Raw genomic sequence first — 23,199 nt, 5'->3', positions numbered from 1 at the left:
TCCATGTCAGACGCCACGACGCCGCCCGAGGCGGCCCCGGCGGACCTGGTGGACGCGGCCTCGTCCCTCACGCTTCTGGAAGGGCGGCTCGGGTACCGACTCGAGTCCGCCCTTCTGGTGCGTGCGCTGACACACCGCTCGTACGCGTACGAGAACGGTGGGCTGCCCACCAACGAGCGACTGGAGTTCCTCGGCGACTCCGTCCTCGGCCTCGTGGTCACCGACACCCTCTACCGGGCGCACCCCGACCTGCCCGAAGGTCAGCTCGCGAAGCTGCGCGCCGCCGTGGTCAACTCCCGCGCCCTCGCGGACGTCGCCCGCGGCCTCGAACTCGGCTCCTTCGTACGGCTCGGACGCGGCGAGGAGGGCACGGGCGGACGCGACAAGGCGTCCATCCTGGCCGACACCCTCGAAGCGGTCATCGGTGCCGTCTACCTCGACCAGGGCCTGGAGGCGGCGTCCGCGCTGGTGCACCGGCTCTTCGACCCGCTGATCGAGAAGTCGGCCGGACTCGGTGCCGGACTGGACTGGAAGACCAGCCTCCAGGAACTGACCGCCGCCGAGGCGCTCGGCGTCCCGGAGTACGCGGTCACCGAGACCGGGCCCGACCACGAGAAGACCTTCACGGCTGCCGCCCGCGTCGGTGGTGTCGCGTACGGCACCGGCACCGGCCGCAGCAAGAAGGAAGCGGAGCAGCAGGCCGCGGAGGCGGCGTACCGCGCCATCCATGCCGCGGCCCAGTCGGCCGCGGACGGTTCTGCCGCCACGCCGGCTCCCGAACCGCCCCCGGCTTCCTGACCGCACACGCCCGGTGGCGCCGGGCGGGCCTGTTTTCGCAGACCCGCCCGCCGCTTCCGGGAACGGCGTCCGGGCCGGAAGCGGAGCAGGCGCCTTCCACCCTCCGGAGGAGAGCCCGTTGCCCGAGCTGCCCGAGGTCGAAGTCGTGCGCCGCGGCCTGGAACGGTGGGCCGCCGCGCGCACCGTCGCGGCCGTCGAGGTCCGCCACCCCCGCTCCGTCCGGCGCCACCCCGCCGGCGCGGCCGACTTCGCCGCGCGTCTCACCGGTCACACCCTCGGTACCGCCCACCGCCGCGGCAAGTACCTGTGGATTCCCCTCGCAGGCGAGGGCACCTCGATCCTCGCGCACCTCGGCATGAGCGGGCAACTGCTGATCCAGCCCGAGGACGCCCCGGACGAGAAGCACCTGCGCATCCGCTTCCGGTTCGCCGACGACGCCCGCACCGAGCTGCGCTTCGTGGACCAGCGCACCTTCGGCGGCCTGTCCCTCCACCCGGAGGCCCAGGGCGCCTCCGACGGGTTGCCGGACGTCATCGCCCACATCGCCCGCGACCCGCTCGACCCGCGATTCGACGAGGGCGCGTTCGCCGCCTCGCTCCGCCGTCGCCGCACCACGATCAAGCGCGCGCTGCTCGACCAGTCGCTGATCAGCGGGGTCGGCAACATCTACGCCGACGAGGCACTGTGGCGGGCCCGGCTGCACTACGACCGGCCGACCGCGACCCTCACCCGGCCCCGGTCCGCCGAACTCCTCGGCCACGTCCGGGACGTGATGCACGCGGCACTGGCCGTCGGCGGTACCAGCTTCGACAGCCTGTACGTCAACGTGAACGGCGAATCGGGCTACTTCGACCGCTCGCTGGACGCGTACGGCAGGGAGGGCGAGCCGTGCCGGCGCTGCGGCACGGCGATGCGCCGCAGGCCGTGGATGAACCGGTCCAGCTACTTCTGCCCGCGCTGCCAGCGGCCGTACGCGCCGCGCTCACTCCGTCCGGCCGGTACGAGCGGCGACGGCACCGGCACGGCCGGTCCCGCCGCCAGCCGTCAGTAGCCGAACGCCTGCGTCCACCAGGGGCCGCCCTGCGCGAAGTGCGCGCCCACGCCCATAGTCCGGAAGTCGCAGTTCAGTATGTTCGCGCGGTGGCCGTCGCTGTTCATCCAGGCGTCCATGACGGCCTGGGCGTCGGACTGGCCGCGGGCGATGTTCTCGCCGCCCATGTTGTCCACGCCCGCAGCATCGGCCCGGTCCCACGGGCTCCTGCCGTCCGGCGTCGTGTGCGAGAAGTAGCCGCGCTCGGCCATGTCGCGGCTGTGGCCCTCGGCCAGCGCGGCCAGCTCCGAGTCGGCTGTCAGCGGCGAGCAACCCACCTTCGCGCGCTCCGCGTTGACCAGGCTGAGCACCTGCGCCTCGGCGGAGGTGTCCTGCGACGAGCCGCCGCCCGATCCCCCACCGGAGCCGCCGGTTCCCGGGTCCGCGGAACGGGTCCGGGCGGGGGCGCTCCGGGTCTCGGCGCCGTCGGAGGCGCTGCCGCCGGGCGAGCCGGTCCGGCTCGGGCTGTCCGACGGCTCGGCCGTCTTCGTCGGTGCGGCGGACTTCTCGTCCTTCTTCCGCTCCTCCGGCGTCTTCGACGCCTTGTCGGAAGGCGAGGCGGACCCGTCCCGCAGCCCGTCACGCTCGGCGCCGCGCGACGCGCGGTCCGAGGGGGAACCGGAGGTTCCGCCGTAGGGGGTGACGGAGGCGCCGTCAGCCTGCACCCGTCCACTCGTTCCGGTGTCCCCGACGGTGAACACACCGTCGGGCCCCGGTATGAGGCCCGAGGAGACGCCTACCGCGCCGACGGCCAGCGCCGCCGACGCGCCCAGCAGGCCGGTGCGCACCGGGGCGGGCCGGCGGCGCGCCCCCCGGTGCCGGCCGTAGCGGGGTGCCGGGTCCGGCGTCCGTACGGTTCCCGCGGCCGGGTCGCCGACTGCGGTCCGGGAGCGCTGAGGGGCGGGGCTGGTGGGGGTGGCACGTCTGTGGCGGCCCATCTCTGCCGTCCTCGCATGACTCGGCTACAGGGGGGGCACTCACCCGTACGGGTGATTCCGTTGCCCCGGGAGACTACGGCATTCACCCCCGCCCCGCTGGAACTACCGGACCAATCGCCGGATACCTTTCCGGACGTGCAGGTGGCGACAGGAGACGAGGGACGACAGGTGACGGAGGGCACGTCGCGAACGGCCGCTCCCGGGGCGGAGTCGGTACGCATGACGGTGTGGGTACGCGGACGCGTCCAGCGGGTGGGCTTCCGCTGGTTCACCCGGGAGGCGGCGCTGCGCATCGGTGCGCTCGAGGGGTTCGCCGTCAACCTCGGCGACGGACGGGTTCACGTCGTGGCGGAGGGGGCACCCGCGCTCTGTGAAGAGCTGCTCGACTGGCTCCGCGCCGGCGACACGCCGGGACGCGTGGACGGCGTCACCGAGATCTGGGGATCTCCCAGAGGAGGGTACGAAGGCTTCGAAATCCGATGATCGACGAGCGTGTCAAGGACTGGTTGCCATTTCTGGCCAGGCATGCAAGGCTTCCGCGGAAGGTGATCTCCGCAGTTCCCCGGGGCGCCGCCTCCGGCTCATGAGCACGACAGTCCGAGCCGTCGAGACGAGGCCCCCCGGGTGGCGGAGTGTGATCGTGTTGACCGTCCCCGCATTTGGTGAGACCCTGGAATCACCCCGCGCACCTGATTTGTGTGCCCTGAAGAGACAAGTGCAGAGCAGACACCGCGGGTGCAATTCCCTCACGACCCACCACCCGTTCCGGTCGGTCATTCAGTGTGGAGGACCATCCATCATGGCAAAGGCGCTTCTCGGTTACGTCGGCGGCTCCGACCCCCGAGTCCTCTCCGAGATGCGACGGCTTCAGCAGCGTGTACAGGACCTGGAATCCGAGATCGTACGGATCCAGGCGGAGAACGACGCGCTGTCCGCTGCCGCACGTCGCGAAGACTCGCTGCTCGAAGGCATCGACGTGTCCACGGCGGAGCCCGCGCTCACCTGACACCGCCCCACAAGGGCAGGTCGGTCATGCGCACGCCGGTCAACTCCCGGCGTACGGCACCGCTCAGGGAACTCAAGGGACGCTCCGGCGTCCCTTCGTCGTTCCTCCTTCGCCTCGCCCTGCGGTGCCCCCCTTCGTCTCCCGGCTACCGTCCGTTCCCGGCCCGCTTACCGTGTGATGTGCCCCCGGCCCGACGGGCCGAAACCAAGAGCATCCGGCGGGGCGTGCCGGGGCGGGAGACGGCGTCCGGGCGGACCTGAACGGTAGAGTCCGACGGCGTGCACCTGAAGAGCCTCACCCTGCGAGGATTCAAGTCCTTCGCCTCCGCCACCACGCTGCGCTTCGAGCCCGGCATCACCTGCGTGGTCGGCCCCAACGGCTCCGGCAAGTCCAACGTCGTCGACGCCCTCTCCTGGGTGATGGGCGAACAGGGCGCCAAATCGCTGCGCGGCGGCAAGATGGAGGACGTCATCTTCGCCGGCACCACCGGGCGTCCGCCGCTCGGCCGCGCCGAGGTCTCGCTCACCATCGACAACGCCGACGGCGCCCTGCCCATCGAGTACGCCGAAGTCACCATCACGCGGATCATGTTCCGCAACGGCGGCAGCGAGTACCAGATCAACGGCGACACCTGCCGGCTGCTCGACATCCAGGAACTGCTCTCCGACTCCGGCATCGGCCGGGAGATGCATGTCATCGTGGGCCAGGGCCAGCTCGACGGCGTCCTGCACGCCGACCCCACCGGCCGCCGGGCGTTCATCGAGGAGGCAGCGGGCGTCCTCAAGCACCGCAAGCGCAAGGAGAAGGCGCTGCGGAAGCTCGACGCGATGCAGGCCAACCTCGCCCGCGTACAGGATCTCACCGAGGAACTCCGCCGCCAGCTGAAGCCGCTCGGCCGCCAGGCCGCCGTCGCCCGCCGCGCGCAGGTCATCCAGGCCGACCTGCGCGACGCCCGCCTCCGCCTGCTCGCCGACGACCTGGTGACGCTCCGTGAGGCGCTGAAGGCCGAAGTCGCCGACGAGGCCGCGCTGAAGGAGCGCCGCGAGTCCGTCGAGGCCGCGCTGAAGACCGCGCTCAAGCGGGAGTCCGACCTCGAACAGGAGGTGCGCACCCTCGCCCCCCGGCTGCGCCGCGCCCAGGAGACCTGGCAGGAACTCTCCCAGCTCGCCGAGCGCGTACGCGGCACCGTCAGCCTCGCGGACGCACGGGTCAGGAGCGCCACGTCGCAGCCGGAGGAGGAGCGACGCGGCCGTGATCCGGAGGATCTGGAACGCGAGGCCGACCGCGTACGGGAGCAGGAGGCCGAACTGGAAGCCGCGTTGGAGGCGGCATCCCGCGCCCTGGACGACACGGTGGAGCACCGCGCCGAGCTGGAACGCCGGCTGCACGAGGAGGACCGGCGCCTCAAGGACGTCGCGCGCGCACTCGCCGACCGCCGCGAAGGACTCGCCAGGCTCAACGCGCAGGCGGGGGCGGCCCGTAGCCGCGCCGCGTCGGCGCAGGCCGAGATCGACCGGCTCGCCGCCTCCCACGAGGACGCGCTGACGCGCGCCGCTCGGGCAAGGGAGGAGCACGAGGCACTCCAGGCGGAGGTCGACGGGCTGGACGCCGGAGACGAGGAACTCGCCGCCGCACACGAGGCGGCCAAGCGCCGCCTCGCCGACGCCGAGACCGCCGCCGGTGCCGCGCGCGACGCGGCGGTGGCCGCGGAACGCGAACACGCCGCCACCTCCGCCCGGCACGACGCGCTGGCCCTCGGCCTGCGCCGCAAGGACGGTTCCGAGGCCCTGCTCGCCGCCACCGACCGGCTCAGCGGCCTGCTCGGCCCGGCCGCGGAACTCCTCACCGTCCGGCCCGGACACGAAGTACCGGTCGCCGCCGCCCTCGGCGCGGCGGCCGACGCGCTGGCGGTCGCCGACCCGGCCACCGCCGCGGACGCGCTGCGGCTGCTGCGCAAGCACGACGCGGGCCGCGCGTCCCTGCTGCTCGCCGGCCCGGTGGACGTTCCCGCCCAGCGCACCGACGCCGCTCCGCCCGCTTCCGCCCCTGACAGCGGCGACACCCTCACCGCCGACACCGTTCCGCCCGCCCGCCGCCACGGCGGCGACCCGCCCGCGGCGCTCCCCGCCGAGACCCGCCCCGCCTGCGAGGCGCACGTGTCCGCCGCCGGACCGCCGGGGGAGGGCTCCGTACGGACGGGCCGGCCGCCCTGCGGTGAGGGCCCCGGCGACGGGGAACGGGACGCGGCCGGAGCGCCGCAGTCGACGCCCGGCGGGACGCCCGTGCCGTCAGGACCTCCGGCGCCGCGCCCCGGCGGTACGCCCCCGGGGCAGCCGCCGTCCCCGTGGCCCGCCGCAGGCGATCTGGTGCAGGGCCCGGCGGAGCTGATGCCCGCCGTACGGCGGCTGCTGCGCGACGTGGTCGTGGTCGGCACCTTGGAGGACGCCGAACTGCTCGTCGCCACCCACCCCGAGCTGGTCGCCGTGACCGCTGAGGGCGACACCCTCGGCAGCCACTTCGCCCACGGCGGCTCGGCCGGAGCACCCAGCCTCCTCGAGGCGCAGGCGGCCGTGGACGAGGCCGCCGCCGAACGGGACGAACTGGCCATCCGCTGTGAGGAGACCGCACGGGAGAAGGAGCACGCCGCCGAGGCGCGCCGCGCCCGTGCCGTCGAGGTCGAGGAACTGGGCGGTCGCCGCAGTGCCGCCGACCGGGAGAAGTCCAAGGTCGCCGGGCGTCTCGGCACCCTCGGGGGGCAGGCCCGCGCCGCGGCCGGCGAGGCGGAACGTACCGCCGCCGCCGTGACCCGCGCCGAGGAGGCGTTGCAGCGGGCCACCGAGGAGGCCGAGGAGCTCGCCGAGCGCCTCGCCGTCGCCGAGGAGGCGCAGGAGGAGGACGACGAGCCGGACACCTCCTGCCGCGACCGGCTGGCCGCCGACGGAGCGAACGCGCGGCAGACCGAGATGGAGGCGCGCCTCCAGGTGCGCACGCACGAGGAACGCGTGAAGGGGCTGGCGGGACGGGCCGACGCGCTGACCCGTGCGGCGCGCGCCGAGCGGGAGGCGCGGGCGCGCGCCGAGGCGCGCCGCGCCCGGATGCGCCGGGAGGCCGAGGTGGCGACCGCGGTCGCGTCCGGTGCCCGGCAGCTCCTCGCGTACGTCGAGGTCTCGCTCAGGCGGGCCGACGAGGAACGGCAGCACGCCGAGCGGGCCAAGGCCGCACGCGAACAGGCGCTGGCGGCCGAACGGAACGAGGGACGCGAGCTGAAGGACGAGCACGACAAGCTCACCGACTCGGTGCACCGCGGGGAAGTGCTCGGCGCGGAGAAGCGTCTGCGTATTGAGCAGTTGGAGACCCGGGCACTGGAGGAACTCGGTGTGGAGCCGGCCGGACTGGCCGCCGAGTACGGTCCCGACCAGCTCGTGCCGCCCTCCCCGCCGGCCGAGGGCGAGGAACTGCCCGAGGACCCCGAGCACCCCCGCAACCAGCCGGTGCCGTTCGTCCGCGCGGATCAGGAGAAGCGGCTGCGCGCGGCGGAGCGGGCGTACACCAAGCTGGGCAAGATCAACCCACTGGCGCTGGAGGAGTTCGCGGCGCTGGAGGAGCGGCACCAGTTCCTCAGCGAGCAGCTGGAGGACCTGCGGAAGACCCGTGCCGATCTGCTCCAGGTGGTGAAGGAGGTCGACGAGCGGGTCGAGAAGGTCTTCACCGAGGCGTACCACGACACCGCGCGGGAGTTCGAAGGCGTGTTCTCCCGTCTCTTCCCCGGCGGCGAGGGCCGCCTGGTGCTGACCGACCCGGACGACATGCTGGCCACCGGCGTCGACGTGGAGGCCCGTCCGCCCGGAAAGAAGGTCAAGCGGCTGTCGCTGCTCTCCGGCGGCGAGCGTTCGCTGACCGCCGTCGCACTCCTGGTCTCCATCTTCAAGGCGCGACCCAGCCCGTTCTACGTGATGGACGAGGTGGAGGCGGCGTTGGACGACACCAACCTCCAGCGGCTGATCCGGATCATGAAGGAGCTGAAGGACAGCTCCCAGCTCATCGTCATCACGCACCAGAAGCGAACGATGGAGGTCGCGGACGCGCTGTACGGCGTGTCGATGCAGGGCGACGGCGTCTCCAAGGTGATCAGCCAGCGCCTCGGCTGATCCGGCTGACCCCGCTCGCGCCCCGTTTCGCTCTTCCCGCGATCTTCACATCGTGAAGGTGTTCTTCGAGGTCAACCGCCGCTGCTGCGTGACACATCGCACTCTTGACTTCGGTTGTTGAATGCATAGTGTCTGCGGAGTCGTTCTTACGTTCACATGGAGAACACCGTGACCAGCGCCACTCGGGTGCCGTCGGATGCGCAGGGCGCCCGGCCACAGCACCTCAGCCATGTCGTCTTCATCGCCGCCGCCGCGGCCATGGGCGGGTTCCTGTTCGGCTACGACAGCTCCGTGATCAACGGAGCCGTGGTCGCCGTCCAGGACCGCTACGCCGTCGGTGCCGAGGTCCTGGCGCAGGTGATCGCCGCCGCTCTGATCGGCTGTGCGGTCGGCGCCGCCACCGCCGGGCGGCTCGCCGACCGGGTGGGCCGTATCCGCGTGATGCAGATCGCCGCCGTGCTCTTCACGGTGAGCGCCGTCGGCTCCGCGCTGCCCTTCGCCCTGTGGGACCTCGCGCTCTGGCGCGTCCTGGGCGGCGTGGCCATCGGCATGGCGTCCGTCGTCGCCCCCGCCTACATCGCCGAAGTCGCCCCGCCCGCCTACCGCGGCCGGCTCGCGTCCTTCCAGCAGGCGGCCATCGTCATCGGCATCGCCGTCTCCCAGCTGGTCAACTTCGGCATCCTCAACCTCGCCGACGGCGACCAGCGGGGCGTTCTCGCCGGCCTGGAGGCCTGGCAGTGGATGCTCGGCGTCATGGTCCTCCCCGCCGTCCTCTACGGCCTGCTGACCTTCGGCATTCCCGAGTCGCCCCGCTACCTCATCGCGGCCGGTCGCTCGGCCGAGGCCCGCGGCGTCCTCGCCCGCGTCGAGGGCGCCGACGTCGACCTGGACGCCCGCGTCGCGCAGATCCAGGAGTCGATGCGCAGCGAGCACAAGCCCACCCTGCGCGACCTGTTCGGCGGACGCTTCGGTCTGCTGCCCATCGTGTGGATCGGCATTGGCCTGTCCGTCTTCCAGCAACTCGTCGGCATCAATGTGATCTTCTACTACAGCGCCTCGCTGTGGCAGTCGGTCGGCATCGACCCGGCGGGCTCGTTCTTCTACAGCTTCACCACCTCCATCATCAACATCGTCGGCACCGTCATCGCGGTGCTGCTCGTCGACCGGGTCGGGCGCAAGCCGCTCGCACTCGTCGGCTCCGTCGGCATGGCCGTCTCGCTCGGCCTCGCCGCCTGGGCGTTCTCGTACAAGTCCGGCGGCGGGGAGGACATCACCCTCCCCGACCTCCAGGGGGCCGTCGCGCTGGTCGCCGCGCACAGCTTCGTGCTGTTCTTCGCGCTCTCCTGGGGCGTCGTCGTCTGGGTGCTCCTGGGCGAGATGTTCCCCAGCCGCATCCGCGCCGCCGCCCTCGGCGTCGCCGCCTCGGCCCAGTGGGTGGCCAACTGGCTGATCACCGTCAGCTTCCCGAGCCTCTCCGACTGGAACCTCTCGGGCGCGTACGTTCTCTACACCGTCTTCGCCGTGCTCTCCGTCCCGTTCCTGCTCAAGTGGGTGCCGGAGACGAAGGGCAAGGCGTTGGAGGAGATGGGCTGAACCCCGCTGCCCGCTCCTCGGTACCACCGCGGCCCCGGCTCCCCGTGAGCCGGGGCCGCGGGTTCTCCACAGGCGGAGGCGGGCTCACCGCCCGGTCCGGACCCTTCTGGGATACTGGGCGGGCGCCGAAGGGCCCCGCCACCGGCCCCGTCCCGACAACCGGAACCGGCACCGCCGGTCCTCGCCCGTTCGAAAGGCACCGATGGAAATCGTCATCCTCGCCGCGGTGATCGCCGTGCTCGCGCTCGCCGCGATCGCCGGGCTCGTGGTCAGCGGCCGGAAGAAGAAGGCCGCCGGATCCCGGGACACCAGGACCACCACCGCGCCCCCCGCGGAACCGCACCTCGGCGAGGACGCCGAGACCCGGCTCGAGGAGCCGCGCAGAACGATCGAGGAGGTCGGGCTCCCGGAGGCGGAGGCCCCCGGCACCGTCGCCGGGCCCGAGGCGGCGCCCGCCCCCGTCGCACCGGAGATCGAGACCCCCGAGCCCACCGCCGGGCGGCTGGTGCGGCTGCGCAACCGCCTGTCCCGCTCGCAGAACGCCCTGGGCAAGGGCCTTCTGACGCTGCTCTCCCGCGAACACCTCGACGAGGACACCTGGGAGGAGGTCGAGGACACCCTCCTCGCCGCCGACGTCGGCGTCGCCCCCACCCAGGAACTCGTCGAACGGCTGCGCGAACGGGTCAAGGTCCTCGGCACCCGCACACCGGAGGAACTGCGCGGCCTGCTGCGCGACGAACTCCTCACCCTGGTCGGCCCCGACGAGGACCGCACCGTCCACACGGAGACGCGCGGCGCGGTCGACCGGCCCGGCGTCGTCCTGGTCGTCGGCGTCAACGGCACCGGCAAGACCACCACCACCGGCAAGCTCGGCCGGGTGCTCGTCGCCGACGGCAAATCCGTGGTGCTCGGCGCCGCCGACACCTTCCGCGCCGCCGCGGCCGACCAGCTCCAGACCTGGGGCGAGCGCGTCGGCGCCCGCACCGTGCGCGGTCCCGAGGGCGGCGACCCGGCATCCGTCGCGTTCGACGCCGTCAAGGAGGGCACCGACGAGGGTGCCGACGTGGTCCTCATCGACACCGCCGGCCGCCTGCACACCAAGACCGGCCTGATGGACGAACTGGGCAAGGTCAAGCGGGTCGTCGAGAAGCAGGGCCCGGTCGACGAGGTGCTGCTCGTGCTCGACGCCACCACCGGCCAGAACGGACTGGTCCAGGCCCGGGTCTTCGCCGAGGTCGTGGACATCACCGGCATCGTGCTCACCAAGCTCGACGGCACCGCGAAGGGCGGCATCGTGGTCGCCGTCCAGCGCGAGCTGGGCGTCCCGGTCAAGCTCGTCGGCCTCGGCGAGGGCGCGGACGACCTCGCCCCCTTCGAACCCGAAGCCTTCGTGGACGCCCTCATCGGCGACTGACCCCGCCGGGACGGGCCGTGCGCCCGGCCCGTCCCGGCCCACGCTCCTCGCCGGTGCACCCGAGGGCCGCCGCCCAGAGGTGGCCGGCCCGCAGCGGGGGAAGCCAGCCTCAGCCCGTGCCCCTCGGTCGGCCTGACGAGGCGCCGGTCTCGGCCGCACGGTCGGCCGCTCGCGATGCGGAGGGCTCAGCCCAGTCGTCCGGGCGCCCCGCGCAGCGGCAGCGCCCGGTGGCTGACGTAGGCGAGCGTGCCCAGCAGCAGTCGGGCCTCCGGCGGGCACGCAGCCTGCTCCAGCCCGGGTGCCCGCAGCCACCGCACCGGCCCCAGACCGCCGTGGTCGGACGGGGGTGCGGTGATGTGGTCGCCCTTGCCGAGGCAGCGCAGGTCGAGCCCGGTGGTGTCGTCCCAGCCCATCCGGTACAGCAGCTCCGGCAGGTCCTCCGCAGCCCCCGGCGCCACCAGGAACCACGCGCGCCCGTGCGGGGCGATCGCCACCGGCCCGGTCGGCAGTCCCATCCGCTCCAGCCGCACCAGTGCCCGCCGGCCGGCCTCCTCGGCGACCTCCAGCACGTCGAACGTCCGCCCCGCGGGCAGCAGCATCGCCGCCCCCGGTGTCCGTGCCCACACCCGCGTCGCCTCGTCCAGCGTGGCGCCCGCCGGCACCTCGTCGGCCCCCGGCAGCGGGTGCGCGCCCGGCTCCGGGCAGCGGGCGGAACCGCACGAGCACGCGGTACGCCCCCCGGCCGGAGCCCCACGGCCGCCTCGCCCGGCACGCGCGCCCGGCACCACCGCCCAGCCCCACAGCCCGGTGTACTCCGCCACGGCGGTGCCCTCCGGCGCGCGCCCGCGCCGCCGTCCGCCGGGTCGGGTCTCGCGGAGATCCCGCATCTCCCGGATGCCGCTGCCGATGGCGCCGATCGTGAAGCCCATGCTCCCTCCAACGGGTCCCGGGTGCCGATGGTTACGACCGCTGGTGACGTCCGCACAGCGGAGGGTGACGGAGGAGTGCGCCAGGGTGCGGCCTCGCGACCCCGTCCCCGCGTCAAGTGAAGCGCGTGTGCCTGGCGAAAGGTTCATTCGAAGGGGTGGCGAATGGTGGCGATTTCGCTCTCGCCCTCGCGGAGACAGTGATCGTAGGATTACTTTCGGTGCTCACAGCGACGGAAGATCGCTCGGCGAACGCCTATGCCGGAGGCACGTGGGCTCCGGGAGCGGCGGCCGGGCCGGATGGGGGCGTGACACGTGACCGGCGACGGTGGCGGTGACAGTAGCGCGCGGAAGCGCCCGAACGAGCTGCTCGGCTCGTGGTTCGTGCGCAGCGGCTGGTCGAAGGGCGAGCTGGCGCGCCAGGTGAACCGCAGGGCTCGCCAGATCGGCGCCCACCACATCAGCACGGACACCTCGCGGGTGCGGCGCTGGCTGGACGGCGAACAGCCTCGCGAGCCGATCCCGCGGATCCTCTCCGAGCTGTTCTCCGAGCGCTTCGGCTGCGTCGTCGCCGTCGAGGAGCTGGGGCTGCGATGCGCGCGGCAGGCGCCCACCGCCTCGGGTGTCGACCTGCCCTGGGCGGGCCCCCAGACGGTGTCGCTGATCAACGAGTTCTCCCGCAGCGACCTCATGCTGGGCCGTCGCGGGTTCCTCGGCCCGTCGCTGGCGATGGCCGCCGGACCGGCGCTGGTCGAGCCCATGCAGCGCTGGCTGGTGCCGTCGCCCGGCGGCGGCCCCGCTGTACCGGGCGCTCGCGTGGAGGCGGGTGTGTACCCCCTGCCCGTGCCCGCGCAGTCCCGCGGACAGGCTGCGGGCGACGCGGCGCGCGAAGGCGGCGGCCCAGGAGAACGCCGCAGCAGGCTCTCCGGCCCGGAGCTGGAGCTGCTGGAGCAGACCACCGTGATGTTCCGCCGCTGGGACGCGCAGTGCGGGGGCGGGCTGCGCCGGAAAGCCGTCGTCGGCCAGCTGCACGAGGTCACCGACCTGCTCCACGAACAGCTCGCCCGCCGCGACCACGAGATCACCGTCCGGCTGTTCCGGGTGACGGCCGAGCTGGCCGAGCTGGCCGGCTGGATGACGTACGACATCGGGATGCAGCCGACCGCGCAGAAGTACTTCGTGCTCGCGCTGCACGCCGCGAAGGAGTCGGGCGACCGGCCGCTCGGCTCGTTCATCCTCTCCAGCATGGCCCGGCAGATGATCCACCTCGGCCGCGCCGACGACGCCCTGGAGCTCGTTCACCTGGCCCAGTACGGCAGCAGGGACGGCGCCACCGCACGCACCCAGGCGATGCTCCACGCCATGGAGGCCCGGGCCTACGCCAACATGGGCCAGCCCGGAAAGTGCCGGCGCGCCGTGCGGATGGCCGAGGAGACCTTCGAGGACCGCGGTGCCCCCGACGGCGAGCCGGACTGGATCCGGTTCTTCTGCGAGGGGGAGCTGAACGCCGAGATCGCGCACTCCTACCGCGATCTCGCCTACTCCTCCGGCCGCAGCCCCACCTACGCCTCGCTCGCCGAGCCCGGGATGGAACGAGCGGTGGAACTCTTCGGCCGGGAGGCCGCCCAGGAGGGCGGGGGACACCAGCGCAGCTACGCGCTGAACCTCATCGGCCTGGCCAGCGTCCACCTGCTCCAGCGTGAGCCGGAGCGCTGCGCCACCCGCGCCACAGAAGCGATGACCGTGGCCCGCCGTATCCGCTCCGAACGGGTCAACAACCGGCTCCGCAAGACCACCGCGACGGCGACCCGCGATTTCGGGCACGTCCCCGAGGTCGTCCGCCTCGCCGAGCGCCTCGCCGACGAACTGCCCGAAGGAGAGACCGCGGCGGCCTGTTGAGCCGCCGCCCCCGAACACCGGCCGCGACCGCCACCCCGGACTGCCCGACTCGGCTCCCCCGCCAGGTCACACCGGGTGGCGTCGCGGCCGGTCCCCCTTCCCACGAGGGCGCCCGGACGCACGCGGTCACCCGCCCGTAACACCGCGGTCGTCTTCGTCACCACGGCGAAACAACGCGCCACCACGGCCGAAACGCGCCCCCGGGACTCTGGGCTGAACCGGTCCCCAGATCTGTGTCCCACGGGTCGCAAACCGTGTAAGGAGACGCCCACAGTGAACGGCGCGGATACCGCATTCGTACTGATCAGCGCAGCGCTGGTCATGGTGATGACCCCTGGCCTGGCCTTCTTCTACGGCGGCATGGTCCGGGTGAAGAGCGCACTCAACATGCTGATGATGTCCTTCGTCTCGCTGGGTGTAGTCAGCATCCTGTGGGTGCTCTACGGCTACTCCCTCGCCTTCGGCACGGACCACGGCGGCGTCATCGGCAGCCTGGAACACATCGGCCTCCAGGGCGTCACCGTGGAGTCCCTCACCGGAGGCGACGAGGGTATCCCGGTCTTCGCGTACGCCCTCTTCCAGCTGATGTTCGCCGTCCTGACGCCCGCGCTGATGAGCGGCGCGCTCGCCGACCGCGTGAAGTTCAGCGGCTGGGCGCTCTTCATCGGCCTCTGGGTCACCCTGGTCTACTTCCCCGTCGCGCACTGGGTGTGGGCCGAGGGCGGCTGGCTGTACGAACTCGAGGTCATCGACTTCGCCGGCGGCACCGCCGTGCACATCAACGCCGGCATCGGCGCGCTCGCCGCCGTGCTGGTCGTCGGCAACCGGATCGGCTTCCGCAAGGATCCGACGCGTCCGCACAGCCTCCCGCTGGTGATGCTCGGCGCGGCCCTGCTGTGGTTCGGCTGGTTCGGCTTCAACGCGGGCTCCGCGCTCGCCGCCGACGGCACGGCCGCCACGATGGCGCTGAACACGCAGGTGGCCACCGGCGCCGCGATGCTCGGCTGGCTGGCCTACGAGCGCATCCGGCACGGCGCCTTCACCACCCTCGGCGCCGCCTCCGGCGCCGTCGCCGGCCTCGTCGCCATCACCCCGGCCGGCGCTCACGTCAACGCGCTGGGCGCGATCCTCATCGGCGTCGTCGCCGGCGCGGTCTGCTCGGCCGCGGTCAGCCTGAAGTACAAGCTGCGCTACGACGACTCCCTCGACGTCGTCGGCGTCCACCTGGTCGGCGGCCTCGTCGGCACACTGCTGGTCGGCGTGCTCGCGACCGACGGTGTGGGCGGCCTCACCCAGCTCGGGAAGCAGGCGGTCGGGGCGTTCTCCGTGCTGGGCTTCTCCTTCGTCGCCTCCTGGCTGCTCGCCAAACTGGTCCAGGTCACCATCGGCTTCCGCGCCACCGAGGACGACGAGACCACCGGCGTCGACCACGCCTACCACGCCGAGACCGCGTACGACTTCAGTGCGGTCGGCGCCACGGCGGTGGCCCGTGCCGCGTCGCCCGCGTCGCCCGCGACGCCCGGCGGCGCCGCCCACGACGAACCGGCCGCGGCCCCGCAGGCCGGGAAGAAGACGACCAGGAAGGTGGACGCGTGAAGCTCATCACCGCAGTCATCAAGCCGCACCGTCTCGACGAGGTGAAGGAGGCCCTCCAGGCGTTCGGCGTCCACGGCCTGACAGTCACCGAGGCCAGCGGGTACGGGCGCCAGCGCGGCCACACCGAGGTCTATCGCGGCGCCGAGTACACCGTCGACCTCGTGCCGAAGGTGCGGGTGGAGGTGCTCGTCGAGGACGACGACGCCGAGCAGATCGTCGACGTGATCGTGAAGGCGGCGCACACCGGGAAGATCGGCGACGGCAAGGTGTGGTCCGTCCCCGTCGACACCGCGGTCCGCGTCCGCACCGGCGAACGCGGCCCCGACGCGCTCTGACGCTCAGCGGGCGTTCCGCCGCGCTCCCCTGCGCGGCGGACGCCCCGGGCTTCCGGCACGGGCCGGTGTCTCACCACCCGCGCGCGCCGACCGCGCCCGCCCCGCGGACCCAGGACGGAGTAAGGAGGCTCACCGTGACCGAGTACGCCACCCTCCGGGACCGCACGCTCCACGGCGACCCCGTCGGCTGCGCGGGCCCGGCGCGCCGGGAGGCCCTCGCCAGGGCCACCGACGAATGGCTCGTCACCCTCTTCCACGGCGCCGGGCAGCCCCCGGCCGGCACCGCCCTCGCCGCCGCCGGCGGCTACGGCCGCGCCGAACTCTCCCCGGCCAGCGACCTCGACCTGGTCCTCCTCCACGAGCCGCGCGCGGGCGGGGGCGCCGGCGCGGCAGCCGTCGCCTCCCTGGCCGACCGCGTCTGGTACCCGGTCTGGGACCACGGCATCGCACTGGACCACTCCGTGCGCACCCCCGCCGAGGCGGCGAAGGCCGCCGCCGGGGATCTGAAGGTGCAGCTCGGCCTCCTCGACCTGCGCCACATCGCCGGCGACCCCCGGCTCACCGCCTCCGTACGCGGTGCCGCCCTCGCCGCGTGGCGTGCGGACGCCCACCGCCGCCTCCCCGGACTCCGCGAACTGGTCCGCGAACGCACCCACCGGCACGGTGAACTCCGCTTCCTCCTCGAACCCGACCTCAAGGAGGCGTACGGCGGTCTGCGCGACGCCGTCGCGCTGCGCGCCGTCGCCGCGTCCTGGCTCGCCGACGCTCCGCGGGAGGGCCTGGCCGACGCCCGCACCGCCCTGCTCGACGTGCGCGACGCCCTCCATCTCGCCACCGGCCGCACCACCGACCGGCTCGCCCTCCAGGAACAGGACCCGGTCGCCGCCGCTCTCGGCCTGCCGGACGCCGACGCGCTGCTGCGCCGCGTGTACGAGGCGGCGCACACCATCGGCTACGCCGCCGACGTCACCTGGCGGGACGTCTCCCGCGTCCTGCGTGCCCGCGCCGCACGCCATGGTCGCCCGCGCCTGCTCGCCGGGCGGCGCGCACCGGGCGGCGCGCAGCCGGAGCGGACGCCGCTGGCCGACGGCGTGGTCGCGTTCGACGGCGAGGTCTCCCTGGCCCGTACCGCTCGCCCCGACCGCGATCCGGTTCTCCCGCTGCGCGCCGCCGCGGCCGCCGCCCAGGCGGGACTGCCGCTCAACCCGTCCGCCGTGCGCCGGCTCGCACGCGACGCGGCGCCCCTGCCCGTGCCCTGGCCGCCGGGTGCCCGTGAGGAGCTCGTCAGCCTGCTCGGCGCCGGGCCGCAGACGGTGCCGGTGTGGGAGGCGCTGGACGCGGTGGGGCTCACGGACGTGCTGCTGCCGGACTGGGAGCGGGTGCGCTGCCGTCCGCAGCGCACCCCCGTGCACCGCTGGACCGTCGACCGGCACCTGGTGGAGACCGCCGTACGCGCCTCCGCGCTGACCCGGCGGGTGCAGCGCCCCGATCTGCTGCTCGTGGCCGCGCTGCTGCACGACCTGGGCAAGGGGTGGCCGGGCGACCACTCCGTCGTCGGGGAGATCATCGCGCGGGACGCCGCCGCCCGGATGGGCTTCGGCCCCGACGACGCGACGGTCCTCGCCATTTTGGTCCGGCACCACCTGCTGCTCGCCGAGACCGCGGCCCGGCGCGATCCGGACGATCCCGCCACCGTGCAGGCGGTGGCGGCCGCCGTGGAGCGTCGCGGCACGCTGGAACTGCTGCACGCCCTCACCGAGGCGGACGCGCTCGCCACCGGGCCCGCCGCATGGTCCACTTGGCGCGCGTCGCTCGTCGCCGACCTGGTCAAGCGCGTGGACGCGGTGCTCGCGGGGGAGGCGCCCGAGACGGCTCCCGGGCTCCAGGACCCCCGCACCGCACGCCTCGTCGAACGGGCCCGGCGCACGGGCGCGCCGGTGCTGGAACTCTTCCCGGAACCGGACCCCGGACCTCAGGACGCCGAGGCGGTCACCGCACCGCACGGCGCGCACCTGCTCGTCGCGCTGCCCGACCGGCCGGGCGGCCTCCCCGCCGTCGCCGGCCTGCTCGCCCTCCACCGCCTCACGGTGCGCACCGCCGAGGTCCGCACCGACCCCGACCCGGCAGATCCCGACCCGGCAGATCCCGGCGCCGGCGGAACCTCGGCCGACCCCGGCGACCCGACCGTGCTGCTCCTCGGGTGGCGGGTCGCCGCCGCGTACGGGCGGCTGCCGGAGGCCGAACGGCTCCGGGCCGACCTGCACCGCGTGCTGGACGGCGGACTCCGCGTCGAGGCGCGCCTCGACGAGCGCGAGGCGGCGTACCGCACGCCCCGGCGCGGCATGGCGGCCCCGCCGGCCCGTGTCACCGTCGCCACGCCGGAGGCCTCCCGCCGCGCGACCGTGCTGGAGGTGCGTGCGCAGGACGCCCCCGGCCTGCTGTACCGCATCGCCCGCGCACTGGAGCAAGCCCGGGTACGGGTCCGCAGTGCGCACGTCGGCACGCTCGGCGCGAACGCGGTGGACGCCTTCTACGTCACCGACGTCCAGGGCGCGCCGCTGCCGCCAGCGGCGGCCGACGAGGTCGCCCGCGCCGTACAGCGCGCGCTGGCCGAACGGGCCACGGCCGAGGGGACCTGACCGCACCCGGTGCGGGCGGATACCCTTGGGGGTCGACCGTCCGCACCACATCCGACGCGAAGGATCCGCGACCGCCGTGTTCGACACTCTTTCCGATCGCCTCGCAGCGACCTTCAAGAACCTCCGAGGCAAGGGCCGCCTGAGCGAGGCGGACATCGACGCCACGGCACGCGAGATCCGCATCGCCCTGCTGGAGGCCGATGTCGCCCTTCCGGTCGTCCGGTCGTTCATCAAGCAGGTCAAGGAGCGCGCGCTCGGCGCCGAGGTCTCTCAGGCGCTGAATCCCGCCCAGCAGGTCGTCAAGATCGTCAACGAGGAGCTGGTTGGCATCCTCGGCGGCGAGACGCGCCGGATGCGGTTCGCCAAGAACCCGCCGACCGTGATCATGCTGGCAGGCCTCCAGGGCGCGGGCAAGACCACCCTGGCCGGCAAGCTCGGCCGCTGGCTCTCCGCGCAGGGACACGCTCCGCTGCTGGTGGCCTGCGACCTCCAGCGTCCCAACGCGGTCAACCAGCTCTCGGTCGTTGCCGAGCGCGCCGGTGTGGCGATCTTCGCCCCGGAGCCGGGCAACGGCGTCGGCGACCCGGTGAAGGTCGCCGAGGACTCGGTGTCCTACGCCCGCGACAAGCAGCACGACGTGGTCATCGTCGACACCGCCGGACGTCTCGGCATCGACGAGGAACTGATGCGGCAGGCCGCGGACATCCGCGACGCCGTACGGCCGGACGAGATCCTGTTCGTCGTCGACGCGATGATCGGTCAGGACGCGGTCACCACCGCGGAGGCCTTCCAGAGCGGTGTCGGCTTCGACGGCGTGGTGCTCTCCAAGCTGGACGGGGACGCCCGGGGCGGTGCCGCCCTGTCCGTCGCGCAGGTCACCGGCAAGCAGATCATGTTCGCCTCGAACGGCGAGAAGCTGGACGACTTCGACGCGTTCCACCCGGACCGCATGGCGTCCCGCATCCTCGGCATGGGCGACATGCTCACGCTGATCGAGAAGGCCGAGCAGACCTTCAGCCAGCAAGAGGCCGAGAAGATGGCCGCCAAGCTGGCTAAGGGACCGAAGGAGTTCACGCTCGACGACTTCCTGGCCCAGATGGAGCAGGTCCGCAAGATGGGCTCCATCTCCAAGCTGCTCGGCATGATGCCCGGCATGGGCCAGATGAAGGAGCAGATCAACAACCTCGACGAGCGGGACGTCGACCGCACCGCCGCCATCATCAAGTCGATGACCCCCGGCGAGCGGGCCGAGCCCACGATCATCAACGGCTCCCGCCGTGCGCGCATCGCCCGCGGTTCCGGCGTCGACGTCAGCGCCGTCAAGAACCTGGTGGAGCGCTTCTTCGAGGCCCGCAAGATGATGTCGAAGATGGCGCAGGGCGGCGGCATGCCCGGTATGCCCGGTGTTCCGGGCATGCCCGGCGTGGGCGGGGGGCGGAAGAAGGGCAAGCAGCAGAAGAAGGCCAAGGGCAAGCGCCAGTCCGGCAACCCGATGAAGCGCCGGCAGGAGGAGCAGGCCGCGGCCGAACGGCGTGCCGCCGGCGGTGCGTTCGGCATGCCCGGTGCGGGTCAGGACGCCGGCGACTTCGAGCTGCCTCAGGAGTTCAAGGACATGCTCCCGCCGAAGTGAGAGGGGGGCGGGGGATGATGTGACCCATGCGCGTCTACATCCGTCCCCCGCGTCCTGAGGACGAGCGGGTCTACAGCGAGGCCGTCGTCCGGTCGGCCGACCATCTGCGTCCCTGGAACCCGGTCGAACCGGACGGCCTGCCCGACCTGGTACGCCGCCAGGGACCGGTGCTGCGGTCCTTCCTGATCTTCGACCGCGAGGACGACGGACTGGTGGGACGCGTGAACGTGGCCAACATCGTCCGCGCGCGCTTCCGTAACGGCTCGCTCGGCTACGACAGCTACCTGCCCTACGCGGGCACCGGACGGATGACCGAGGGCATGCGGCTGATCGTCGACCGCTGCTTCGCCGAGGGACCGGACGGCCTGGGGCTGCACCGGCTGGAGATCAACGTCCAGCCCGAGAACGAACGCTCGCTCGCCATGGCGAAACGGCTCGGCTTCCGGCACGAGGGCTTCTCGCCGCGCATGCTCTTCCTCGACGGAGCCTGGCGCGACCACGAGCGCTTCGCGCTCACCGCCGAGGAGTGGCCCGGCGCAGCCTGACGGCGGCACCGGGCGCGCCGGGGCCCTTTCGGAAAGAGCCCGAAAAAAAGCCGGGCGGAGATGTCGAGAACCCGCGTCCGGCTCCGTCCCCGGGGTGAAGGCGGCCACAATGGGCCGCACGAGCACCGAGGAGAACCATCATGGCCAAGTACCTGCTGCTGAAGCACTACCGCGGCGCCCCCGCCCCGGTCAACGACGTGCCGATGGACCAGTGGAGCCCCGAGGAAATCTCCGCGCACGTGCAGTACATGAACGACTTCGCGGCCCGGCTGGAGAAGACCGGCGAGTACGTCGACGGCCAGGCACTCGCCCCCGACGGAGCGTGGGTCCGCTACGACGGTGAGGGACGCCCGCCGGTCACCGACGGGCCGTTCGCGGAGACCAAGGACCTCATCGCCGGCTGGATGATCGTCGACGTCGACGACTACGAGCGCGCCGTCGCACTGGCCGGGGAACTGTCGGCCGCCCCCGGGGCGGGCGGGGAGCCGATCCACGAGTGGCTCGAGGTGCGCCCCTTCCTGACCGAGCCCCCCACCATCACGGAGTGACCCCGCCAATGGACGAGGCCCTGCTCAGGAGCCTCACGCCGAGCGTGCTCACCGCCCTTGTCCGCCGCGGAGCCGACTTCGCGGCGGCCGAGGACGCCGTGCAGGACGCCCTGATCGAGGCGCTCCGGGTCTGGCCGGCCGACCCTCCGCGGGATGCGAAGGGCTGGCTGGTCGCCGTGGCCTGGCGCAAGTTCCTCGACGCGACCAGGGCGGCGGCCTCCCGCCGCCGGCGCGAGGACCGCGTCGAGGAGGAGCCGGCACCAGGACCGACTCCCTCGGCGGACGACACCCTTCAGCTCTACTTCCTCTGCGCCCACCCGTCGCTGACCCCGGCATCGGCGGTCGCGCTCACCCTGCGCGCCGTCGGAGGGCTGACCACCCGCCAGATCGCCGAGGCCTACCTGGTGCCCGAGGCGACCATGGCGCAGCGCATCAGCCGGGCCAAGCGCACCGTCTCCAGAGCGCGCTTCGACCGGCCGGGCGACGTCTCCACCGTGCTCCGCGTCCTCTACCTCGTCTTCAACGAGGGCTACTCGGGCGACGTCGATCTCGCCGCCGAGGCCATCCGGCTCACCCGGCAGCTCGCGGCCGCGATCGACCACCCCGAGGTGGCCGGGCTGCTCGCGCTCATGCTGCTCCACCATGCCCGGCGGGCTGCGCGGACTGGGTCCGACGGCAGCCTGGTGCCGCTCGCCGAGCAGGACCGCGACCGGTGGGACACCGCGTCGATCGCCGAGGGCGTAGGAATACTCCAGGCCGCCCTGGCACGTGACCGGCTGGGCGAGTACCAGGCCCAGGCCGCGATCGCGGCACTCCACGCCGACGCCCCGACGGCCGGCGAGACCGACTGGGTGCAGATCGTGGAGTGGTACGACGAGCTCGCGCGCCTGACCGACAACCCCGTCGTCCGGCTCAACCGGGCGGTCGCCGTCGGGGAGGCCGACGGACCGCGTGCCGGTCTGGCGGCCCTCGCGCCGCTGGACGCCGCACTGCCCCGCCACACGGCGGTCGCGGCATACCTCCACGAGCGCGACGGCGACCTGACGACGGCGGCCCGGCTGTACGCCGAGGCGGCCCACAAGGCACCCGACCTCGCCGAGCGCGACCACCTCACGCGCCAGGCCGCCCGGCTCAACGCCGTCCGGTCCCGCTGACCGGCCGGCATCCGGCACCTCCCCCCGCAGGAAGTGTCCTCCGCCGTGCTGGACCTCCGGTTTCTGCGCGCGGCATCCGGGAGGGCGTCAGACCCGTGCGATCACGTACCGGAAGAGATTCGGCATCCACACCGTGCCGTCGCCGCGCCGGTGGGGGGCGAGCGCCTCGATCAGCTCCGCGCGCACCACCCCCTCCTCCGCGGTCCGCTCCGCACGGTCGTACAGCCCGGTGGACAGCAACCCGCGGACGGCACTGTCCATGTCGGCGTAGCCGAACGGGCAGGAAACCCGCCCGGAGCCGTCCAGCCGCAGACCGGCGGTGCGGGCCAGCTCCTCCAGGCCGTCCCGCCCACCGGGCTGCCAGCAGCCCGGCATATGCGGCGGCTCCCCAGCTTCCCCGTCCTGCAGGTCCGCGGTGTCCGCCGTCCGCTCCGCCACCCGCAGCACCGACGCTGCTCCGCAGCGTTCGGCAGGCCCCCACCCGGCCAGCACCACCGGCGTGTTCCGTTCGAGAGACGCCACGGTCCGGGACAGCACCTCCGGGTCGGGCAGCGCCTCGAACGCGGTCACCACCGTGGGCAGCGGTTCGTGCAGCGGCACCTCGTCCTCCACGCGGGCGCCCACCAGCCGCACCCTCCGGCCGCCCGGAACGCCGCCGGGCTCCGGCATCAGGCGCTCGCGAGCCAGTGCCAGCCGCGTCTCGTCCGGTTCCACGCCCGTCACGGACGCGCCGCGGGCCGCGGCGAGGAGCAGCGCCAGCCCGGAACCGCAGCCAAGGTCCAGGACATGGGCGGCGGAGCCGACCTCCAGCCGGTCGAAGACCGCCTCGTAGAGCGGGACCAGCATCCTCTCCTGGATCTCCGCCCAGTCGCGGGCGCGCTGCGGGTGGTGGACCAGCGTGGGTGTCATCAAGGCGCCTCGATCCGTCGATCCGTCCGAT

Annotated in this window: 18 protein-coding genes; 15 read left to right on the top strand and 3 right to left on the bottom strand. The window is 73.3% G+C overall.

What is annotated here, in order from left to right; translation table 11 throughout:
- Positions 1-3 precede the first annotated feature (3 nt).
- Together rnc and mutM are read left to right on the top strand one after the other, a co-directional pair.
- Positions 4-798 carry a ribonuclease III gene (gene rnc, locus E4198_RS05645; protein WP_136182204.1) on the top strand — a complete coding sequence of 265 codons (795 nt, stop codon included), beginning with the start codon at positions 4-6 and terminating at the stop codon, positions 796-798.
- A gap of 118 nt (positions 799-916) precedes the next feature.
- Complete coding sequence (gene mutM, locus E4198_RS05640) at positions 917-1,849, top strand: bifunctional DNA-formamidopyrimidine glycosylase/DNA-(apurinic or apyrimidinic site) lyase (protein ID WP_136182203.1); 933 nt, start codon at positions 917-919, stop codon at positions 1,847-1,849.
- Here mutM and E4198_RS05635 read toward each other — a convergent pair.
- Complete coding sequence (locus E4198_RS05635; protein ID WP_136182202.1) at positions 1,843-2,826, bottom strand: CAP domain-containing protein; 984 nt, start codon at positions 2,824-2,826, stop codon at positions 1,843-1,845. The genes mutM and E4198_RS05635 overlap by 7 nt on opposite strands.
- A gap of 168 nt (positions 2,827-2,994) precedes the next feature.
- On the opposite strand from E4198_RS05635, the gene E4198_RS05630 reads away from it, so the two are divergent.
- From E4198_RS05630 to ftsY, 5 genes are all read left to right on the top strand, one after another.
- The gene (locus tag E4198_RS05630) at positions 2,995-3,309 is read left to right on the top strand and encodes an acylphosphatase (RefSeq protein ID WP_281728003.1); all 315 of its coding nucleotides are present in this window, start codon (positions 2,995-2,997) and stop codon (positions 3,307-3,309) included.
- A 316-nt stretch (positions 3,310-3,625) separates the two neighbouring features.
- Positions 3,626-3,832, top strand: a complete 207-nt coding sequence (locus E4198_RS05625; RefSeq protein ID WP_027763854.1) for a hypothetical protein — start codon at positions 3,626-3,628, stop codon at positions 3,830-3,832.
- 278 nt (positions 3,833-4,110) lie between these two features.
- Entirely contained in the window at positions 4,111-7,980 is a 3,870-nt protein-coding gene (locus tag E4198_RS05620; RefSeq protein ID WP_136182200.1) for an AAA family ATPase, read from the top strand.
- Positions 7,981-8,136: 156 nt separating this feature from the next.
- On the top strand, positions 8,137-9,573 hold the full coding sequence (locus E4198_RS05615) for a sugar porter family MFS transporter (protein ID WP_136182199.1): 1,437 nt from the start codon (positions 8,137-8,139) through the stop codon (positions 9,571-9,573).
- 202 nt (positions 9,574-9,775) lie between these two features.
- Positions 9,776-10,987: a signal recognition particle-docking protein FtsY gene (gene ftsY, locus E4198_RS05610; RefSeq protein ID WP_136182198.1), complete on the top strand. Its 1,212-nt coding sequence runs from the start codon at positions 9,776-9,778 to the stop codon at positions 10,985-10,987.
- A gap of 185 nt (positions 10,988-11,172) precedes the next feature.
- Here ftsY and E4198_RS05605 read toward each other — a convergent pair whose 3' ends face one another.
- Positions 11,173-11,916 (bottom strand): bifunctional DNA primase/polymerase, encoded by a 744-nt coding sequence (locus tag E4198_RS05605; protein ID WP_136182197.1) that lies wholly within the window; start codon positions 11,914-11,916, stop codon positions 11,173-11,175.
- A gap of 312 nt (positions 11,917-12,228) precedes the next feature.
- Here E4198_RS05605 and E4198_RS05600 point away from each other — a divergent pair, with 312 nt between their 5' ends.
- From E4198_RS05600 to E4198_RS05565, 8 genes are all read left to right on the top strand, one after another.
- Positions 12,229-13,812 carry a hypothetical protein gene (locus E4198_RS05600; RefSeq protein ID WP_136182196.1) on the top strand — a complete coding sequence of 528 codons (1,584 nt, stop codon included), beginning with the start codon at positions 12,229-12,231 and terminating at the stop codon, positions 13,810-13,812.
- A gap of 273 nt (positions 13,813-14,085) precedes the next feature.
- Positions 14,086-15,408: an ammonium transporter gene (locus E4198_RS05595; protein WP_136182195.1), complete on the top strand. Its 1,323-nt coding sequence runs from the start codon at positions 14,086-14,088 to the stop codon at positions 15,406-15,408.
- Positions 15,405-15,743 carry a P-II family nitrogen regulator gene (locus E4198_RS05590; RefSeq protein WP_027763861.1) on the top strand — a complete coding sequence of 113 codons (339 nt, stop codon included), beginning with the start codon at positions 15,405-15,407 and terminating at the stop codon, positions 15,741-15,743. The genes E4198_RS05595 and E4198_RS05590 overlap by 4 nt, the downstream gene beginning before the upstream one ends.
- A 134-nt stretch (positions 15,744-15,877) precedes the next feature.
- Positions 15,878-18,382, top strand: a complete 2,505-nt coding sequence (locus E4198_RS05585; protein ID WP_136182194.1) for a [protein-PII] uridylyltransferase — start codon at positions 15,878-15,880, stop codon at positions 18,380-18,382.
- A 76-nt stretch (positions 18,383-18,458) separates the two neighbouring features.
- Entirely contained in the window at positions 18,459-20,012 is a 1,554-nt protein-coding gene (gene ffh / locus E4198_RS05580) for a signal recognition particle protein (protein ID WP_136182193.1), read from the top strand.
- A gap of 26 nt (positions 20,013-20,038) precedes the next feature.
- Positions 20,039-20,557 (top strand): GNAT family protein, encoded by a 519-nt coding sequence (locus E4198_RS05575; RefSeq protein ID WP_136182192.1) that lies wholly within the window; start codon positions 20,039-20,041, stop codon positions 20,555-20,557.
- A gap of 140 nt (positions 20,558-20,697) precedes the next feature.
- Positions 20,698-21,105 (top strand): YciI family protein, encoded by a 408-nt coding sequence (locus E4198_RS05570; RefSeq protein WP_136182191.1) that lies wholly within the window; start codon positions 20,698-20,700, stop codon positions 21,103-21,105.
- An 8-nt stretch (positions 21,106-21,113) separates the two neighbouring features.
- The gene (locus E4198_RS05565; protein ID WP_136185198.1) at positions 21,114-22,259 is read left to right on the top strand and encodes a DUF6596 domain-containing protein; all 1,146 of its coding nucleotides are present in this window, start codon (positions 21,114-21,116) and stop codon (positions 22,257-22,259) included.
- 87 nt (positions 22,260-22,346) lie between these two features.
- Here E4198_RS05565 and E4198_RS05560 read toward each other — a convergent pair whose 3' ends face one another.
- A complete protein-coding gene (locus E4198_RS05560) occupies positions 22,347-23,168 on the bottom strand; it encodes a class I SAM-dependent methyltransferase (protein ID WP_136182190.1) in 822 nt (273 codons plus the stop codon).
- Positions 23,169-23,199: the final 31 nt, after the last annotated feature.

This window comes from Streptomyces sp. RKND-216, assembly GCF_004795255.1.
Lineage (GTDB): Bacteria > Actinomycetota > Actinomycetes > Streptomycetales > Streptomycetaceae > Streptomyces > Streptomyces hazeniae.
The sequence above is the reverse complement of the archived record's forward strand: the minus strand, read 5'-3'. Positions and strand labels throughout refer to the sequence as shown.

Excerpts from the sequence above, each read along its gene's own strand:
- rnc (WP_136182204.1), top strand. The coding sequence starts at position 4 with ATGTCAGACGCCACGACGCCGCCCGAGGCGGCCCCGGCGGACCTGGTG.
- E4198_RS05635 (WP_136182202.1), bottom strand. The coding sequence starts at position 2,826 with ATGGGCCGCCACAGACGTGCCACCCCCACCAGCCCCGCCCCTCAGCGC.
- E4198_RS05625 (WP_027763854.1), top strand. The coding sequence starts at position 3,626 with ATGGCAAAGGCGCTTCTCGGTTACGTCGGCGGCTCCGACCCCCGAGTC.
- E4198_RS05615 (WP_136182199.1), top strand. The coding sequence starts at position 8,137 with ATGGAGAACACCGTGACCAGCGCCACTCGGGTGCCGTCGGATGCGCAG.
- ftsY (WP_136182198.1), top strand. The coding sequence starts at position 9,776 with ATGGAAATCGTCATCCTCGCCGCGGTGATCGCCGTGCTCGCGCTCGCC.
- E4198_RS05605 (WP_136182197.1), bottom strand. The coding sequence starts at position 11,916 with ATGGGCTTCACGATCGGCGCCATCGGCAGCGGCATCCGGGAGATGCGG.
- E4198_RS05575 (WP_136182192.1), top strand. The coding sequence starts at position 20,039 with ATGCGCGTCTACATCCGTCCCCCGCGTCCTGAGGACGAGCGGGTCTAC.
- E4198_RS05570 (WP_136182191.1), top strand. The coding sequence starts at position 20,698 with ATGGCCAAGTACCTGCTGCTGAAGCACTACCGCGGCGCCCCCGCCCCG.
- E4198_RS05565 (WP_136185198.1), top strand. The coding sequence starts at position 21,114 with ATGGACGAGGCCCTGCTCAGGAGCCTCACGCCGAGCGTGCTCACCGCC.
- E4198_RS05560 (WP_136182190.1), bottom strand. The coding sequence starts at position 23,168 with ATGACACCCACGCTGGTCCACCACCCGCAGCGCGCCCGCGACTGGGCG.